This window comes from Gordonia sp. (in: high G+C Gram-positive bacteria) (assembly GCF_047600565.1).
Classification (GTDB): Bacteria; Actinomycetota; Actinomycetes; order Mycobacteriales; family Mycobacteriaceae; genus Gordonia.
Window position 1 is genome coordinate 1,170,694 of sequence record NZ_JASGKN010000001.1, and the last position, 16,553, is coordinate 1,187,246.

16 protein-coding genes are annotated in these 16,553 nt (G+C 69.0%); 6 read left to right on the forward strand and 10 right to left on the reverse strand.

Translation table 11 applies throughout. The features are described 5' to 3' along the window. Positions 1–37: 37 nt before the first annotated feature. Genes QM774_RS05635 through lspA form a run of 3 tightly spaced genes read right to left on the reverse strand, consistent with a single transcriptional unit; the run spans position 38 to position 2,022 of the window. Entirely contained in the window at positions 38–547 is a 510-nt protein-coding gene (locus QM774_RS05635) for a hypothetical protein (protein ID WP_414974944.1), read from the reverse strand. Beyond that, complete coding sequence (locus QM774_RS05640) at positions 540–1,466, reverse strand: RluA family pseudouridine synthase (protein WP_414974945.1); 927 nt, start codon at positions 1,464–1,466, stop codon at positions 540–542. Before QM774_RS05640 ends, QM774_RS05635 begins: the two co-directional genes overlap by 8 nt. Then, a complete protein-coding gene (gene lspA / locus QM774_RS05645; RefSeq protein ID WP_414974946.1) occupies positions 1,459–2,022 on the reverse strand; it encodes a signal peptidase II in 564 nt (187 codons plus the stop codon). Before lspA ends, QM774_RS05640 begins: the two co-directional genes overlap by 8 nt. Positions 2,023–2,085: 63 nt before the next feature. Here lspA and QM774_RS05650 point away from each other — a divergent pair, with 63 nt between their 5' ends. Then, entirely contained in the window at positions 2,086–3,033 is a 948-nt protein-coding gene (locus QM774_RS05650) for a hypothetical protein (RefSeq protein WP_414974947.1), read from the forward strand. A 54-nt stretch (positions 3,034–3,087) separates the two neighbouring features. Here the strand turns inward: QM774_RS05650 and QM774_RS05655 are convergent, their stop codons facing one another. Continuing rightward, positions 3,088–3,672 (reverse strand): hypothetical protein, encoded by a 585-nt coding sequence (locus QM774_RS05655; protein WP_414974948.1) that lies wholly within the window; start codon positions 3,670–3,672, stop codon positions 3,088–3,090. Between the two features lie 177 nt (positions 3,673–3,849). On the opposite strand from QM774_RS05655, the gene QM774_RS05660 reads away from it, so the two are divergent. Next, a complete protein-coding gene (locus tag QM774_RS05660) occupies positions 3,850–4,791 on the forward strand; it encodes an asparaginase (protein ID WP_414974949.1) in 942 nt (313 codons plus the stop codon). Here QM774_RS05660 and QM774_RS05665 read toward each other — a convergent pair. Both QM774_RS05665 and QM774_RS05670 read right to left on the reverse strand, forming a co-directional pair. After that, positions 4,744–6,102, reverse strand: a complete 1,359-nt coding sequence (locus QM774_RS05665) for a DNA polymerase IV (RefSeq protein ID WP_414976599.1) — start codon at positions 6,100–6,102, stop codon at positions 4,744–4,746. The two genes, QM774_RS05660 and QM774_RS05665, sit on opposite strands and share 48 nt — an antisense overlap. A gap of 70 nt (positions 6,103–6,172) precedes the next feature. Beyond that, positions 6,173–6,619: a nitroreductase/quinone reductase family protein gene (locus tag QM774_RS05670; RefSeq protein WP_414974950.1), complete on the reverse strand. Its 447-nt coding sequence runs from the start codon at positions 6,617–6,619 to the stop codon at positions 6,173–6,175. Positions 6,620–6,716: 97 nt separating this feature from the next. Between QM774_RS05670 and QM774_RS05675 the strand changes: the two genes are divergently transcribed. Together QM774_RS05675 and QM774_RS05680 are read left to right on the forward strand one after the other, a co-directional pair. Beyond that, positions 6,717–7,388: a TetR/AcrR family transcriptional regulator gene (locus QM774_RS05675; protein WP_414974951.1), complete on the forward strand. Its 672-nt coding sequence runs from the start codon at positions 6,717–6,719 to the stop codon at positions 7,386–7,388. A gap of 137 nt (positions 7,389–7,525) precedes the next feature. Further along, positions 7,526–9,217 (forward strand): DUF222 domain-containing protein, encoded by a 1,692-nt coding sequence (locus QM774_RS05680; RefSeq protein WP_414974952.1) that lies wholly within the window; start codon positions 7,526–7,528, stop codon positions 9,215–9,217. Between the two features lie 13 nt (positions 9,218–9,230). Here the strand turns inward: QM774_RS05680 and QM774_RS05685 are convergent, their stop codons facing one another. Then, the gene (locus QM774_RS05685; RefSeq protein WP_414974953.1) at positions 9,231–9,413 is read right to left on the reverse strand and encodes a hypothetical protein; all 183 of its coding nucleotides are present in this window, start codon (positions 9,411–9,413) and stop codon (positions 9,231–9,233) included. 44 nt (positions 9,414–9,457) lie between these two features. On the opposite strand from QM774_RS05685, the gene QM774_RS05690 reads away from it, so the two are divergent. Further along, the gene (locus QM774_RS05690; RefSeq protein WP_414974954.1) at positions 9,458–10,243 is read left to right on the forward strand and encodes an SGNH/GDSL hydrolase family protein; all 786 of its coding nucleotides are present in this window, start codon (positions 9,458–9,460) and stop codon (positions 10,241–10,243) included. Here the strand turns inward: QM774_RS05690 and QM774_RS05695 are convergent. Further along, the gene (locus QM774_RS05695) at positions 10,232–11,350 is read right to left on the reverse strand and encodes a GlxA family transcriptional regulator (protein WP_414976600.1); all 1,119 of its coding nucleotides are present in this window, start codon (positions 11,348–11,350) and stop codon (positions 10,232–10,234) included. The genes QM774_RS05690 and QM774_RS05695 overlap by 12 nt on opposite strands. Between QM774_RS05695 and QM774_RS05700 the strand changes: the two genes are divergently transcribed. Beyond that, entirely contained in the window at positions 11,325–11,915 is a 591-nt protein-coding gene (locus QM774_RS05700; protein WP_414974955.1) for an isochorismatase family protein, read from the forward strand. The genes QM774_RS05695 and QM774_RS05700 overlap by 26 nt on opposite strands. A 1-nt stretch (position 11,916) precedes the next feature. On the opposite strand, the gene ileS is transcribed toward QM774_RS05700, so the two are convergent. Then, positions 11,917–15,093 carry an isoleucine--tRNA ligase gene (gene ileS, locus QM774_RS05705; protein ID WP_414974956.1) on the reverse strand — a complete coding sequence of 1,059 codons (3,177 nt, stop codon included), beginning with the start codon at positions 15,091–15,093 and terminating at the stop codon, positions 11,917–11,919. A gap of 245 nt (positions 15,094–15,338) precedes the next feature. Then, entirely contained in the window at positions 15,339–16,550 is a 1,212-nt protein-coding gene (locus tag QM774_RS05710; RefSeq protein WP_414974957.1) for a hypothetical protein, read from the reverse strand. Positions 16,551–16,553: the final 3 nt, after the last annotated feature.

The window sequence follows — 16,553 nt, forward strand, 5'->3', positions numbered from 1 at the left end:
GACAGATGGGAAATACGGGGTTGGCGGCGGGCCGGTTTCAGGCCCGCGTCGGAGCCAGCGCGCGGCTCCACACCTCACGGATCGCGACACCCGCGAGCACGAGCGCGAAGACCAGTTCCGGTCGCAGGAACACCCCGCCCCAGCCGCCGTTCACGCCGAGATAGACCAGCACCGCACCGATCACCGGGGCCGCGACGGTGGCGATGCCGGTACCCCATCGACCGCCGACGATCGCCTCGGCGACGGCCGCGAGGACCACCACGCCGAGCGCGACCAGAGCGAGCGTCGCGAACGTGTTCGACACCGAGAAGGCCGAGCTGCTCAGCATGAGCTCACCGTGCAGAGGCGTGTATGCGGTCCAGCCGAGATCGGCGCCGTCGGACGGCAGATAGTCGGCGTAGCGGCGGGGCATCATGACCGTCGCGCCGAGCGCCGGCACGGTGAACACCGCGCTCAGCACGAAGATCCACCAGGCGACGTGACCGGTGGCGCGGACGAACACGAGCGTCCGGTGCCGGCCGTCGGCGGCGTCGGCGAGGTCAGACATCACGGAGGACGTCGAGGGCGTGCCGAAGATCGGCCGGGTAGGGCGCGGTGAACTGCACGCGGCGACCGTCCGCGGGGTGTGCGAACGCCAGCGACCGTGCATGAAGCCATTGACGGTCCAGGCCGAGGCGTGCCGCCAGCTTCGGATCCGCACCGTAGGTGGGGTCGCCGACACAGGGATGGTGCAGCGCCGAGAAGTGCACCCGGATCTGATGGGTGCGCCCGGTCTCCAGATGGATGTCGAGCAGTGAGGCCGCCGCGAACATCTCGAGGGTGTCGTAGTGGGTGACCGACTCCTTGCCGCGATCGGTGACCGCGAACCGCCAGTCCGAGCCGGGATGCCGGCCGATCGGGGCGTCGATGGTGCCCTCCGGCGGATCGAGACGGCCCTGGACGACGGCGTGGTACACCTTCTCCACCGTGCGGTGTTTGAACGCGCGCTTGAGCACCGTGTACGCATGCTCGGAGGCGGCCAGCACCATCACCCCGGAGGTGCCGACGTCCAGACGGGACACGATCCCCTGGCGTTCGGCGGCCCCCGATGTGGAGATGCGGAAGCCGGCGGCGTCGAGGGCACCGACCACGGTCGGGCCGGTCCAGCCCTGCGACGGATGCGCGGCGACGCCGGGCGGCTTGTCGACCACGATGATGTCGCTGTCGTGATAGAGGACGTCCAGGTCGTCGACCGGTGTCGGCTCCACGCGCAACGGCTGCTCGGGTTCGGGCAGGGTCACGTCGAGCCAGGCACCGGCGGCCAGCTTGTGCGATTTGGCGACGGCGACGCCGTCGATGGTGATGTCGCCGTCGTCGGCGAGGCCCGCGGCCACCGTGCGCGAGACGCCGAGGAGACGGGCCACGCCCGCGTCCACCCGCATGCCGTCGAGCCCGTCCGGCACCGGCATCGCCCGCGACTCACGCATCGGCGGCCTCGTCGTCGCGCTCGTCCCCGGCCGGCGTCTCGTGCCGGCGACGGCGCGCGGCCCACCCGGAACGGGTGCCGTCGTAGTCGAATCCGAGCAGCGTGAGCACCACCAGCAGCACGGCGCCGCACACCACCGCCGAGTCGGCGAGGTTGAACACCGGCCACCAGCCGACCGAGATGAAGTCGACCACGTGGCCGCGGCCGGGTCCGGGGGCGCGGAGGAACCGGTCGGTCAGGTTGCCGAGCGCCCCGCCGAGAATCAGGCCGAGGCCGATCGCCCAGCCCAGCGAGCCCAGCTTGCGGGAGAGCCGGATGATCGCGATCACCACACCGAGGGCGATGGCGGTGAGGATCCAGGTGTATCGGGTGCCCATCGAGAAGGCGGCACCGCTGTTGCGGATCAGATCGAGGGTGACGAAGTCGCCGATGATGTGGACCGGCTGATCCGGCGTCAGCGTGGCCACCACGAGGATCTTGCTGAACACGTCCAGCAGGTAGGCGGTCACCGCGATCAGGGCGAGGGCGGTCAGCAGACGCCGGGTACGGGACTTCATGCCTTCGATTGTCCATGCCGGGCCCACTCGGAGGCCACTCGCCCACCCGATAGCGTGGAGGTCGTGATCGCCTCCTCTGCTCGCCGCCGTACCGTTCCGGCGGCCGCCGCCGTCCTGGCGGCGACCTCGCTCGTGCTGTCCGGCTGTTCGTCGTCGTCGCCGTCCACCGACGAGGGCGGCTGTTTCAGCACGTCGCGGACCGACGACGCCCGGTCGATCGAGCTGCCCCCGGCACAGGTGACGGTGACGAATCCCGGGACCGGCGATCTGCGTGTGCCGGCGTCCCGACCGCGGACCGACGCGCCGCAGAAGGTCACGCTGACCACCGAGTCGACCGAGAACTCGGTGGCCTCCGGCAACGACGGTGTGCAGGCCACCGCCGAAACCCTCACGACGCCGCTGACGGTGCGGGCCGGCTGCTCCGATCCGCGCCGCGCCCAGTTCACGTTCGGGACCCCGACGTCCCCCGACGACGCCCTCTCCCCCTCCCTCCGGGTGATGAACGGCGCCGCCGCGTCACTGTCGTTCGCCGACGGGCTGGCCCCGATGTCGCTGAAGATCGCGACCCCCGATTCGGCGTCGCCCGCCGCCAGCCGTGCGGTCGAGCAGTCGCTGGTGAGCGCGTTCAGCTACGACGTCCCGCTGCCCACGACCGCCGTCGGGCCGGGCGCCACCTGGACGTCGGTCCGCACCCTCGCCGCCGCCACCACCGTCACCCAGACGATGACCGTGACGCTGCGGTCGTGGGAGGGCACTCGCCTGGTGCTGGACGTGCGGGTCGACGAGGCGCCGGTCGACTCGGTGTTCCGGATTCCCGGCTCCACCGACACGCTGGACATGACCAAGTTCTCCAACTCCGGCACCGGCACGATGACCGTCGATCTGGCCGATCTGCTGCCGGTGGACGGCGAACTCAAGCTCGCCGGCGCCCGCGAACTGGTCGGCGACGATCAGTCGAAGCCGATCCTGCAGCAGACGGCACTGACCGTCACCTGGAAGCCGACGGCGTGACGAGACCGCCGCCGATCCGAGGATCGGCGGCGGTCTCGTCAGCGGTGCGTTGCGTCAGTTCGCGGCGGCGGGAGCCTTCTTCTTGGCGCTCGGCTTCTTGGTCGAGTCCGGGCACAGCGGCGTCTGAACGTTGTTGGCGATCAGCAGCGGGCAGACGGTATCCTTGGACAGCTTCCAGCGGCCGTTGTCGTAGACGATGCCGGCGTCCATCTTGGTGGGCGGGTTGTCGGGGAGCTTGACCTCCACCTTCACCTTCGCCTTGCCGGGGCCGTCCGGGGTGATCGGACGCTTGATCTTGTAGGTGACGTCGGGATTTTCCTTGGCGGCCTTCACCAGCTGGTTGAACAGCGACGGGTCGACTTCGGAGCCCTCGACCAGGTCGGTCTTGTCCTTGGCCGGGATCTTCGGGTCGAGCGCTTCCTGCAGCATCTCGTTCAGGGCGTCGACGCTGGGACGCTTGCTCTTGTTGGTCAGCTCGGCGTCCAGGCTGTTCGCCGGCGCGCTCGAGGCCGCGGCCGAACTGGTGGTGCTCACCGGCGGCACCGGCGGCACGCCGGAGTCGTCCGAACCGCCACAGGCGGCGGTCAGGCCGAGGGTGCCCAGCAGCACGCCGCTGATCGCGATCTTGCGGATATTCACCGAATCAATCCTCCATAGACATCGGCCCGGCCGTTCCGGTCGGGCTAAGACCAGACCACTATGCCAAAGAATCCTTAACTGGAACCAAGAGCACACCGGTAACACGCGACACAGATTTCCGCGGGCTGCACCCTCGACCCCTCCCCGGGGAACGCGGATCGATGCCAGAATCGGGTCATGAACCGGCGCCGGGTAGTGATGATCACCACGGGCGGCACAGCCGCCTCTCGCACCACCGAGCACGGAGCGGTCCCGGTCCTGCACGCCGACGACCTCGTGCCGCAGGTGGACGGCGTCGACGTCTCCGCCGTCGACCTGATGACCGTCGACTCCTCGGCCATGACGGTCCGCGACCAGTTCGCCGTGGTCCAGGCCATCGCCGACGCGCTCGCCGACGACGCCGTCACCGGCGTGGTCGTCACCCACGGCACCGACACCCTCGAAGAGACGGCGTTCCTGGCCGACGTCTTCGCCGGCGATCCCCGCCCGGTGGTGTTCACCGGCGCCCAGTACCCGACCGACCATCCGAAGTCCGACGGCCCGGCCAACATCGCCGCCGCGGCGGCGCTCGCCGCCGACGACGACAGCCGGGGACGCGGCGTGCTGATCGCGCTCGGCGGGCGTGTCCTCGGCGCGCGCGGCACCTTCAAGGTGTCCACCACCGAGACGGCGGCCTTCGACACCGTCCACGAGAACCTGCCCCGGCCGCTGATCGCCGATGCGGTGCCGCACGGAAATCCGGCGCGCGTCGACCTGCTGGCGCTCTACCCGGGCGTCTCCCCCGGTCTGATCGCGGCGGCGGTCGCCCAGCGGGCCGGCGGAATCGTCCTGTCGGCGACCGGTTCGGGCAACACTCACCCCGACATCACCGCCGAAGTGGCCCTGGCCAGTCAGCGCAACGTGACGGTCGTGGTGTCCACCCGGGTGCCGTACGGCCAGGTCGAAGCGGCCTACGGCGGCGGTGGCGGCGGCGTCGACCTGGCGCGGGCCGGTGCGATCATCTCCCCGTGGCTGCGGGCCCCGCAGGCCCGGATGGCGCTGATCGCGCTGTTGACGACCGGTGCGTCGGGGTCAGAGATCGCCGACTTCTTCAGCGCCTCCAGCCCCTCCGGGTCCTGACTCGGGCGACGCGGACTCCCAGTCGAGCGAGTCGGTCGGGTCCGCGAGTTCGAGTCCGTCGGCGGGTGTCCGGAAGTTGACCGCACGACCGGGCCCGCTGGTGCGGGTTTCGAAACGCACGGTGACGAAGCCGTGGCCGCCGCCCTGCACCCAGCCGTGCCCGTAGTCGGGATGCACGACGTCGGTCCCGGTGCGCCAGCCCTGGCCGGCACCGGTCTTCTGGACTCCCGGATCGGGATCGACGGGGGCCGCCGGTGCCGTCTGTCCGGAGTCGTCCAGGTCGGGGAACAGGCTGTACTGCTCGGTGTCGGACAGGCCCGAGTAGCCGACGCCGACGAGGCGGATCGGGCCGATCTCGAGCGGATCCAGAACCACCCGCTGGGCGGCCGCCGCGAGCACGTCGAGGTCGGTGCTCGCGGTGGGCAGGGTGACCGAGCGCGTCAGGATGCTCATGTCCGCGCGCCGGAGTTTGACGACCACTGTGCGGGCACCGCGGCCGTCACTCAGCAGACGCCGATGCGCGTCGTGCGCGGCGCCGGACACCGCGGCCCTCAATCCGGGCAGGTCCACGATGTCGGTGGCGAAGGTCGACTCCGCGCTGATCTGTTTGGCTTCGGCGCGCTCGGCGACCGGGCGGTCGTCGACGCCCTGTGCCAAGCGATGCAGTGCGGGCCCGAGTGTGCCGCCGAGGACCGAGACCACTTCGGCGTCGGCCATCGCGGCGAGGTCCCCGATGGTCTCGATGCCCAGCCTGGTCAGCTTCTCTTCGGAGACGGGCCCGATTCCCCAGAGTTTCCGCACCGGAAGCCGCTGCAGGAAGTCCAGCTCACGGCTCGGGGCGATCACCGCGACCCCGTCGGGCTTCGCTTCACCGGAGGCGATCTTCGCGATCTGCTTGCCGGAGCCGAATCCGACCGAGGCCGGCAGATCCACCTCGTCCCGGATCGCGGTGCGCAGCCGCTGGGCGAACGCCTCGGCGTCGGCGACCGTCGCTCCGGCCAGTTCGGCAGGTTCTCCGAACGCCTCGTCGAACGAGAGCGTCTCGATGACCGGCACGAACCTGCGGATGACGGCGAACACGCGGGCGCTGACCGCCCGATAGACGCCGATCCGTCCGGGCAGGACGACCGCGGACGGCCCCACCATCCGGATGGCCTCGTGCATCGGCATCGCGGACCTCGCCCCGAACTCGCGGGCCTCGTAGCTGGCGCCGGCGACCACCCCGCGGCCGCCGTGCCCGCCGACCAGAACAGGCCGTCCGGCCAGGGTGGGTCGGGTGAGCTGTTCGACGGAGGTGAAGAAGGCGTCCATATCGATGTGCAGCACCCACCGCGCACTGGTCTCGGTGGGGTCGGGCGTCACCGCCTCATCGTATCGGCGGTCAGGACGGTGTCTGGACCTCGAAGACCGGAAGGTGCTCGGCCAGGGTCTGCGGGCTGGAGTCGGCTGTCAGTCCGGCCGGCAGCAGGCGTCCGACCTCCCACGCCCACTTCGAGAGGTATTCCTCCACGACCGCGGTCTTGAGGGCGAGGTCGGTGCTCTCGGTCAGGACGACCGGGGTCGCACGACGGCCGCGTCGCAGTTCGGCGCGCGGATCCACACGCACGTTGCGCACCCAGTCGGTCACGCCACGGGGTGCGACGAGGAAGCGTCGTCCGTCGACGGTGAGCGGGTTGACCGGGATCCGGTGCGGATTCCCGGAGATACGGCCGGTGACGGTGAGCGTCTGGGCGCCGGCGAGGTTCACGCCGCGGTCGGCGAACCATCGGACGGTGCTGTTGACCGCCCGGTCGGTGGCGGTGAGGGGTGTGGAATCGCTGGTGGTCATTGGATTCTCCATTCTGTGAGCACTGCTCTCGTTTTGAGAGTGCACCCTCGGTGCCGATATTTCAAGAGCACCGCTCTCGATATGGCATGATCGGGGCATGACAGGTCCCCGGGCACTCCGTCGACAGCAGATCGACCAGCAGATCCTCGACCTCGGCCGCGCCCAGCTCGCCGAGGTCGGCGCCGCCGCGCTCTCGGTCCGCGCGATCGCCCGTGAACTCGGCATGGTGTCGTCCGCGGTGTACCGCTACGTCGACAGCCGCGACGAGTTGCTGACGCGACTGGTCGTCGCCGCGTACACCGATCTCGCCGATGCCGTCCGCCGCGCGGTCGACGCCGATTCCGGCGACGCCGTCGCCCGGCTGGCCGCCGCCGCGCACGGCTTCCGGCGCTGGGCCCTCGACCATCCCACCGAGTTCGCGCTGCTGTACGGCAGCCCGGTTCCCGGCTATCACGCTCCCCCGGAACGCACCAACGAGCCCGGAACACGCGTCATCGCCATCCTGCTGGGCCTGATCGCCGAGGCTGCAGGCGACGCCGCCCCGACGGTGCCGGCCGCACTGAACGACGACCTGAGCCGGATCGCCGACGAATTCGGTCACACGCTCTCACCGGGCACCGTTCTGAACGCCCTCGGACTCTGGACCTGGCTCATCGGCGCGGTCGGCCAGGAGGTGACCGGCGGCCTGGGAACCGACACGTTCACCGACCCCGCCGCAGCGTTCGACGCCCAGCTCACACGGCAACTGACCTTGGTCGTGCCGGCCTGAGCCCGGTTCCCTCAATACCCTCCAAAGTTCCAGCCGAAACGTTGGAGCAATCCCCTCCCCGGCCGGCCTGGAAATTGTCGTAGGCCTGCGTAAACTAGAAGGTAGTCGAACACCTGTTCTAGTTCGAGGGGGTGAACATGAGTCGACGCAAGCAGTCGTCCAGTCCGAAACGCTGGCGTGATGCCGACCTCACACCCCTGGGTTTAGGACCGGTACCGGACGGGCTGTCCGATCATGACGCTGACGTGGCCGCGATCAATCAACTGGTCGCGACGTGTGAGGGTGAGTCGTATCTGATGTGGCGACGCCTGAACGCGGTCGCCGACCTCCTCGAACGACGCGCACCGATTGATCCAGCAACCGCGGAGAACTCGACCGAGTTCACCCGTCTGTGCGACCCGCGCACGAAACTGGCCACCAGTATCGCCACCACCCTGGCGGTCAGCACGTACCTGGCTGAGAAACTGGTAACCGAAGGCGAAGCCCTGCGCCACCGCCTGCCACACACCGGCCTACTACTGCGAGACGGGATTCTCAGTCCCCGCGCATTCTCTGCCGTGGTGTTCGAAACCACCGCCGTCATCGACCCAGCCGTGATGGTGCAGATCGATCACCGGATCGCCGACGAACTCACCGCCTCCGGCATACGCACCGTGACCGCCGTGGCCGACCTCGCCCGCCGGATCGTCGCCGACCTCGACGCCGACGCAGCCCGCGCCGAACGCGAAGCAGCCAAGAAGAACGCTGGAGTGGTGAGTTATCCGATCCGCGGAGGCATGGCGGTCCTGGAAATCACCGATACCGCTGAACGAATTGCGGTCATGGACGCCGCGATCACCGCCGCATCTCAGAAGACCGGGGAGACTGACACCCGCAGTAGTGGGCGCCGCCGCGCTGACGCGGCCTTCGACTTGTTGACCGGGGACGGCACTGGTCCCGGTTCCCGGATTGTCGTGAACGTCATCACCGACGGATCCACGCTTGAGGGCGGGGATACGCCCGGGCACCTCGACGGGCACGGAACCATCTCCGCCGACCACGTCCGCGACATCGCGTCGACGCCCGGCACCGTCGTGCGGCCCCTCGACCTGACGCGGCTCGCTGATCACACTGCGCAGGCGGCGGATCCGTATCGGCCTACTGCCCTGTTGGACACGGTGGTGCGTGGTTTGTTCGGAACCTGCACCTGGCCGGGTTGTTCACGCCCGGCTTCGCGGTGCCAGCTCGATCACGTGACCGAGTACAACCACCACGATCCCGAAACCGGTGGTGCGACGTGTTGGTGCAACCTCAACCCGAAATGCGTGTTCCACCACCAGATCAAAACCTTCGCCGACGGGTTCCTCGATGATCAGGTCATCGACGCGAACGGACAGATCTGGACCGAAGTCACCACTCCCGAGGGATTCGTCTCCCGGACCCGGGCAGCCAACACCTGGCTGTTGCCTGGTTTGGGGTTGATTCCGTGCCGGCATGGACCGCCCCAGGATCTCCTTTCGACAAGCTCAAGGAGCGGGTCAACAGACCCAGCGAACGGGACTGCACCACAACGCTCCTCGAGCACACCGCAACGCCCCTTGAGCGTGCGGTGCCCTGAGCATGCGTGGCGGAGCTTGCTCCGACACGCGGTCGAAGGGTCGAAAGGAGCCGAACCCACACGCACCCAAACCCGCACGGAGGCCAAACACGCCTACCGGATGCAGCTGCGTGCCCAGAACCGGCGAGCTCGCTTCGACAGGCTCAACGAGCGGACGAACCAGCTCAACGAGCGAACCGATGAACAGGCGACGATCCCGGCATTCGCCGACGACGGACCGCCGCCGTTCTGACCGGGCGACGCGTTCACGCATCGTGCTGTTCGCACCAGCTGACGATGGACGGGTCGCGGGTGACGAATCGGTCCATCTCTTCGCCGCCGTCGCAGGTGATCAGGGTGATCACGGTGGCGTCGTCGCGGGCAGCGGACATCCGGACGTGTCCGCCGGAGGCCACCCAGCGCTGGACGCGTTCCAGGTCGTCGGACATGCCCCCAGGGTAGATCTCCTGAGCGCGGCGTAGCCTCTCCTCCCGTGACCTTCTCCCGTTACGTCGCCCTCGGCGACTCGTTCACCGAAGGCGTCGGAGACGACGATCCCAGCCTCCCGAACGGTGTGCGCGGCTGGGCCGACCGGGTCGCGTACGCGCTGGATGAGGCGTTCGGCGGCGTCGAGTACGCGAACCTCGCGATCCGGGGCCTCAAACTCAAGCCCATCGTGGATCGGCAGGTCGATCCGGCGATCGCCATGGCGCCGGACCTGGTGACGGTGCACGCCGGCGGCAACGATGTGCTGCGGCCCACCGTCGACTTCGACGACCTGCTGAACTACTACGACGCCGCGGTGGCCACGCTGGTCGGCACCGGAGCGACGGTCGCGATCTTCACCCCGCACGACACCGGCGACGTCCCGATCTTCGGTGCGCTGCGCGGACGCTTCGCGATCCTCGCCGAGGGCATGCGGGAGATCGCCGACCGCCACGGCACCGTACTGGTCGACTACTGGCGCATCCGCGACTTCCAGGACCCGCGCATGTGGGCCGTGGATCGGCTCCACATGTCACCGGCGGGACACCAGCGCATGGCGATCGCCGTGCTCGATGCCCTCGGTGTGCCGCATTCGCTGGCACCGCTGCCCCTCCCCGACGTCCCGGTCCAGTCGCGCCGGCAACGGATCGCCGGGGACGCCGCCTGGGCGAAGGACTTCCTTGCACCGTGGATCGGGCGGCGGCTGCGCGGCGAATCGTCGGGCGACGACCTGCCGGCCCGATACCCCGAACCGGTCGCCGTCGCCGGACTGCGGGCGGAATCAGCCGTCTGAGACCGCCCGGAACCGATGCCGGTACTCGGTGGGCGTCACGCCGACCCGCCTCCGAAACGCCCGCGCGAGTGTGTCCACAGAACCGAACCCGCAGGCGCCCGCTATCCGGTCGAGTGTGTCGTCACTGTTCTCGAGCCTGTTCCGGGCCGCCTCCACGCGCACGGATTCGATGTAGGCCGCCGGGGTCGTACCGAGTTCCGTCTTGAAGATGCGGGTGAGTTGACGATCACTGACGTGCAGTTGCTCCGCGAGACCGGGGACGGTCAGCGGGTCTGCCAGATGTGCGGCGATGTACTGCCGGATGTCCTCCACTCGCCGGGTCGTCGACACCGGGTCGAGTGCCACGCTGAACTGACTCTGTCCGCCGGGCCGTTGGAGAAACATCACCAGATTCCGTGCCACGCGCAGCGCATACTCCTGGCCGAAGTCCTCGGCAACCAGCGCGAGGCTCAAGTCCAGGCAGGCCGTCAAGCCCGCACCGGTCCACACGTCACCGTCGCGGATGAAGATCGGGTCCGGGTCGACGGACACCTCGGGATGTTCCCGCGCCAGCTGATCGGCCGTCGACCAGTGCGTCGTCGCACGCCGGCCCTCCAGCAGTCCGGCACCGGCCAGAACGTGAGCACCTACGCACACGGATGCGACGCGCCTCGCGCGTGGTGCCAACCGTTGCACCCAGTCGACGATCACCGGGTCGGCGAGCGCACGCACCCGTCGCCGCTCATCGATGTCCACCGACCCCGGCACGATCAACGTGTCGATGCGACGCCGAGCCACCTGGTCGAACGTCGCATCCGGGAGCACGCGAACACCGGCGGACGTCTCGACCGGCTCGGCCGTCGGCGCCGCGAGAACCACCTCGTAACCTGTCGGTTCGGTCATCTCCCGCTGCAGCAGGGAGAACACTTCCGGCGGCCCGGTCACATCGAGCAGATCGACCCGATCGAACAGCGCCACGACGATCAACCGCGATGTCACCGTCACCACTCTCCTCTTCGCCGCCGACCACGAAGACATCATGTCGTTTTCTGCGGGTTCCATGTCATTGCCGACATTCTGTTCGGTTCCTAGCGTAGAACCCATGACAACGACAACGCTCCGCGACATCAACGGCCTCAACCGCACCCCGGCTGTACCGACCGAATCGACCCTGATACTCGTCGACTACCAGAACACCTACACCCGAGGCGTGATGGAACTCGAGGGCTGGGCTCCGGCCCTCGACGCTGCCGCCGATCTCCTGCGTCGCGCACGTGCGGCGGGCACGCCGGTGATCCATGTGGTTCACGACGGCGGCCCCGGATCCCCGTACGACATTCACACGGACATCGGCGCCATCCATCCGAGCGTCGCGCCGGTGACCGGCGAACCGATCGTCGTCAAGACTGCACCGAACGCCTTCGTCGGCACCGATCTCGGAGAACTGGTCGATGAGGCCGGCCACGCGAATGTGATCGTGATCGGATTCATGACCCACATGTGCGTCACGTTCACCTCGGAGGGCGGCTTCCTCCATGGATCTGCGGTGACGGTCGTCGCCGACGCCTGCGCCACCCGTCCTCTACAGAGTGCGGCCGGCGCCGTGACCGCTGCAGAGCTTCACCGAAGCGCCCTCGCCACCATCAACGACCTGTACGGAGTCGTCGTGGAATCGGCCGACGACCTCGGCTGAGTCACGCCTTGGCGACGTCCGCGCTGACCCCGTCACCCAGCTCGATGGCGCCGGCGTCGCCGGTCGCCACGTCGAACGTCGTCGCCAGGATCTCGCCGGCGATCAGTCCGGCGTGCGTCTCGGCGACGTCCGCCTTGTCGGCCGGGACGACGAGACGCACCGTGATCCGGTCCGAGACGTCCAGACCCAGGTTGCGGCGGGCCTCCTGCAGCTCGCGGACCCGGTCCTTCGCCCAGCCCTCGGCTTCGAGTTCCGGGGTGACCATGGTGTCCAGGACCACCAGGCCGGTGCCGCTCGGCAGTTCGGCCGTCGAATCCGGTGACGCCGCCACCAGCTTGCGGGTGAACTCCTCCCCGCGCAGCTCGATGCCGTCGGCCACCACGACGGGCTCGCCGTCGACGGTCGTCAGTTCGTAGTCGCCGGACTTGACGGCCTTGATGACCCGCTGCACGTCCTTGCCGATCCGCGGACCGGCCGCACGGGCGTTGACCGCCACCTCGACCTTGCCGTAGGCGTCGACGTCGGTGGACAGCTCCACCTTCTTGACGTTCATCTCGTCGGCGATCAGATCGGTGAACGGCGCCAGCCGCTGCGCGGTCGGCGACGCCACGGTCAGCGTCTGCAACGGCAGCCGGACGCGCAGCTTGTTGGCCTTGCGGACACTCGACGCCGTCGAACACACCGACTGGACCTCATCCATCGCAGCCACCAGATCGGGGTCCGCCGGCAGGTCGCCGGCCTCCGGCCAATCGGTGAGATGGACCGACCGGCCACCGGTCAGACCACGCCACATGGCCTCCGTCGCCAGCGGCAGCAGCGGGGCGGCGAGACGGCCCGCCACCTCGAGCACCGTGTACAGGGTGTCGAAGGCGTCCGGATCGGCGTCCTGGCCGGCCCAGAACCGGGCGCGGGAGCGCCGCACGTACCAGTTGGTCAACGACTCGCAGAACACCCGGAAGCTTTCGCAGGCGCCCGCGATGTCGTAGGTGTCGAGCGCCTCGGTGATCTCGTCGCGGGTGACGGCCAGCTTCGCGAGGATGTACCGGTCCAGGACGTTCTGCGAATCGGTCCGCCAGGTGGCCGGACGGTCCGCATACAGCTGCAGGAAGCTGTAGGCGTTCCACATCGGCAGCAGCGCCTGGCGTACACCCTCACGGATACCGCGTTCGGTGACGACCAGATTGCCGCCCCGCAGGATCGGGCTCGCCATCAGGAACCAGCGCATGGCATCCGAGCCGTCACGGTCGAAGACCTCGTTGACGTCCGGATAGTTCCGCTTGCTCTTGCTCATCTTCTGGCCGTCGTCGCCCAGCACGATGCCGTGGGCGGCCACCGTCTTAAACGCCGGCCGGTCGAACAGAGCGGTCGCCAGCACGTGCAGGTTGTAGAACCAGCCGCGCGTCTGACCGTTGTATTCGACGATGAAATCGCCCGGATTGTGGGCGGTCTCGCCGTTGCCGCCGTCGAACCAGTCCGTGTTCTCGAACGGGTAGTGCACCTGGGCGTACGGCATCGAACCGGACTCGAACCAGCAGTCCAGGACCTCCGGCACCCGTCGCATGGTCGACGTCCCGGTCGGATCGTCCGGATTCGGGCGGGTCAGCTCGTCGATGTACGGGCGATGCAGATTGTCCGGGCGCACCCCGAAGTCGCGCTCCAGATCGTCCAGGCTGCCGTACACGTCCACCCGGGGGTAGGCGGGATCGTCCGACACCCACACCGGGATCGGCGCACCCCAATACCGGTTGCGGCTGATGTTCCAATCCTTGGCGCCCTCCAGCCACCTACCGAACTGGCCGTCCTTGATGTGAGCCGGCGACCAGGTGATCTCCTGGTTGAGCTCCAGCATTCGGTCCTTGATGTCGGTGACCTTCACGAACCACGACGGCACCGCCATGTAGATCAGCGGCTGGCCGGAACGCCAGGAATGCGGGTAGGAGTGCTCGATGGTCTCGTGCCGCAGCACACGTCCGGACTCCTTGAGGTCCTTGATGATGTTCGGGTTGGCGTCGAACACCATCTGGCCCTCGTACGGCGGAACCTGGTCGGTGAAACGGCCACCCGGATCGAGCGGCTGCACCACCTCGATCCCGTTCGCCGTCGCGACGTCCATGTCCTCCTCGCCGAACGCGGGCGCCAGATGCACCACACCGGTGCCGCTGTCGGTGGTCACGTAGTCGGCGGTGAGGATCTTGTGCGAGTTCGGGTGGCCGAGGAAGAAGTCGAACGGCGGCGTGTAGCTCAGTCCCGCCAGGTCACTGCCCCGGTAGGTGCCGACGATCTCCGTCTCGCCGTCCTCGGATGATCCGAGTTCCTTGGCGTACGCGCCGACCAGCGCCGACGCCAGCAGGTAGTCGTCGCCGCCGGAGGTACGCACATGCGAGTACTCGGTGTCCGGGTGCACCGCGATCGCCAGGTTCGACGGCAGCGTCCACGGCGTGGTGGTCCAGATGAGAGCGTTCACGCCGTCCAGAGCCGAACCGGGTGCCGTCAACGGCATCGTCACGGTCAGCGCCGGATCCTGACGCATCCGGTAGGCGTCGTCGAGCTTGGCCTCCTGATTCGACAGCGGCGTCTGCTCGTACCAGGAGTACGGCAGCACACGGTATCCCTGGTAGATCAGGCCCTTCTCGTGCAGACGTTTGAACGCCCACATCACCGACTCCATGAAACTCAGATCAAGCGTCTTGTAGTCGTTGTCGAAGTCCACCCAGCGCGCCTGACGGGTGACATAGTTGCGCCACTCCCCGGTGTAGCGCAGCACCGAATCACGGCAGTAGTCGTTGAACTTCTCGACACCCATCGTCTCGATCTCCGACTTGTCGGTGATCCCCAGCTGCCGCTCGGCTTCGAGTTCGGCGGGCAGGCCGTGGGTGTCCCACCCGAAGCGGCGTTCGACGCGCTTACCGCGCATCGTCTGGTAGCGCGGAACGATGTCCTTGACATAGCCGGTCAGCAGATGGCCGTAGTGCGGCAGACCGTTCGCGAACGGCGGGCCGTCGTAGAAGACGAACTCGGGGGCGTCGGCACGGTTGGCGATCGAGGCCGCGAAGGTGCCGTCGTGGTCCCAGTAGTCGAGGACCTTCTCCTCCAGATCCGGGAACGACGGGGCGCCGGGCCCGGTGCCGCCGGTCAGGTCGACGATCGGGTAAGCGCGTGCCTTGTCGGGCTGGGACATCGTGTGCGTCTCCTCGTGCCGTGTCGGGCACGGGGACGCGGCGCCGTTCTCGGCGATCGCGCGGTACCACCCCGCTTGCACGCTGAGCGTGCCTCTCGGTGAAGACCCCCGGGTGACCGGGTGATCTCCGGCGGCTGTGTCGGGCCGCACCCGCCCGGGTCTACTGGGGACGTCCGCACTCGGCGGGTCCGGTTCTTCCGGGAGCTCCCCGGTGATGGCCGGATCGTCGCTGCTGGTCTAGAAGTCTACTCGCCGTCGTCGACGTAGGCGATCTTGGGCAGGGGGCCCGTGTGGTCGTGGATGACGACCGAATCCGACGACGCCGGCGCCTGGATCGGAGCAGGCTGCTCAGGCGCGGCGGGCGGCGTCTGCGGTACGGCGCGGTCGGCCGGAACCTGGGGCGCCGACGGATCCGGCGAGGCCGGCATCGGTGCCGGCGGCGGGGTCGGTGCGGCCGGCGCGTTCGGTGCGGCCGGCGCGGCCGCGCGGGCGCCCAGGCCCAGCGGATCGTTGCGGTCGATCTCCGGCAGCGGCGGCGTCTGCTGAGACGGCGCGACCGGCGGCATCTGCTGCTGGGGCGCCGGCTGCGCGGGTGCCGGCTGCGGGGGTGCCTGGAACTCCGGCTCACGCGCACGACGACGTCCCACGTACGGATTGGACGCGGCGGGCGGAGCGGCCGGCGACGCGGGCGCAGGCTCTGCCGGGACCGGGACATCAGCGGGCTCGGTCACGTCGGCCTTGGTCGGGCGGGCCAGCGGCTCGTCGGCCGGCGGCCAGACAGGTCCGGTCTCGACGGGCGGAACCGGGCCGGTGTCGCCGACCCTCGGAACCTGTCCGGTGGTGCCGACGCGGGGAACCTGACCGGTGGTCACCTTCGGAACCTGACCGGTCACCGAACGGACGTAGTCGCTGACATCGCCGGTGGACGGCGCCGGAGCCTTGATCGGCGCCTGAGCGGCCGGCGGCGGCGTGGGTGCCACCGGGGCTGCCGGAGGAGCCGACGGGGCCGGAGGAGTCGGCGGAGTCGGGGCGCTGAGCGGCTGATCCGGGCGGCGGAACGGCGACGGCTGCTCGGCCGGACCCGCGACGGTGGCGAACGAATCCGCACCACCCGGGTCGAACGAGCTGGTGTCCAGCGGGCCCCGGGGCCCGGCGGTGAGCGCTCCCTGGCCCGCGGCCAGCGCGGCTTCGGCGGCCGAGGCGTCGGCCGCGTCAGACGAATGGTCGTCGGCGATCAGCGGATCGTCGGTGTGCGGATGCCGGCCCTTGATCGTGAACAGCGGCTCGTCGTCGACGGATGCACCGCGGTTCGCGCGCAACGCGTCGATCAGCAGGATCACCAGACCCAGCACGCACACGGCGATGCAGGCCACCGCAAGCCAGAAGGTACCGGTGACGAGGGCGACGATCAGGAGGCCGAACCCGACGAGGGTCGCAGCCAGTGCCAGGGTCAGCATCTC

Excerpts from the sequence above, each read along its gene's own strand:
- QM774_RS05635 (WP_414974944.1), bottom strand. The coding sequence starts at position 547 with ATGTCTGACCTCGCCGACGCCGCCGACGGCCGGCACCGGACGCTCGTG.
- QM774_RS05640 (WP_414974945.1), bottom strand. The coding sequence starts at position 1,466 with ATGCGTGAGTCGCGGGCGATGCCGGTGCCGGACGGGCTCGACGGCATG.
- lspA (WP_414974946.1), bottom strand. The coding sequence starts at position 2,022 with ATGAAGTCCCGTACCCGGCGTCTGCTGACCGCCCTCGCCCTGATCGCG.
- QM774_RS05660 (WP_414974949.1), top strand. The coding sequence starts at position 3,850 with ATGAACCGGCGCCGGGTAGTGATGATCACCACGGGCGGCACAGCCGCC.
- QM774_RS05665 (WP_414976599.1), bottom strand. The coding sequence starts at position 6,102 with ATGGACGCCTTCTTCACCTCCGTCGAACAGCTCACCCGACCCACCCTG.
- QM774_RS05670 (WP_414974950.1), bottom strand. The coding sequence starts at position 6,619 with ATGACCACCAGCGATTCCACACCCCTCACCGCCACCGACCGGGCGGTC.
- QM774_RS05675 (WP_414974951.1), top strand. The coding sequence starts at position 6,717 with ATGACAGGTCCCCGGGCACTCCGTCGACAGCAGATCGACCAGCAGATC.
- QM774_RS05680 (WP_414974952.1), top strand. The coding sequence starts at position 7,526 with ATGAGTCGACGCAAGCAGTCGTCCAGTCCGAAACGCTGGCGTGATGCC.
- QM774_RS05685 (WP_414974953.1), bottom strand. The coding sequence starts at position 9,413 with ATGTCCGACGACCTGGAACGCGTCCAGCGCTGGGTGGCCTCCGGCGGA.
- QM774_RS05700 (WP_414974955.1), top strand. The coding sequence starts at position 11,325 with ATGACAACGACAACGCTCCGCGACATCAACGGCCTCAACCGCACCCCG.
- QM774_RS05695 (WP_414976600.1), bottom strand. The coding sequence starts at position 11,350 with ATGTCGCGGAGCGTTGTCGTTGTCATGGGTTCTACGCTAGGAACCGAA.
- ileS (WP_414974956.1), bottom strand. The coding sequence starts at position 15,093 with ATGTCCCAGCCCGACAAGGCACGCGCTTACCCGATCGTCGACCTGACC.
- QM774_RS05710 (WP_414974957.1), bottom strand. The coding sequence starts at position 16,550 with ATGCTGACCCTGGCACTGGCTGCGACCCTCGTCGGGTTCGGCCTCCTG.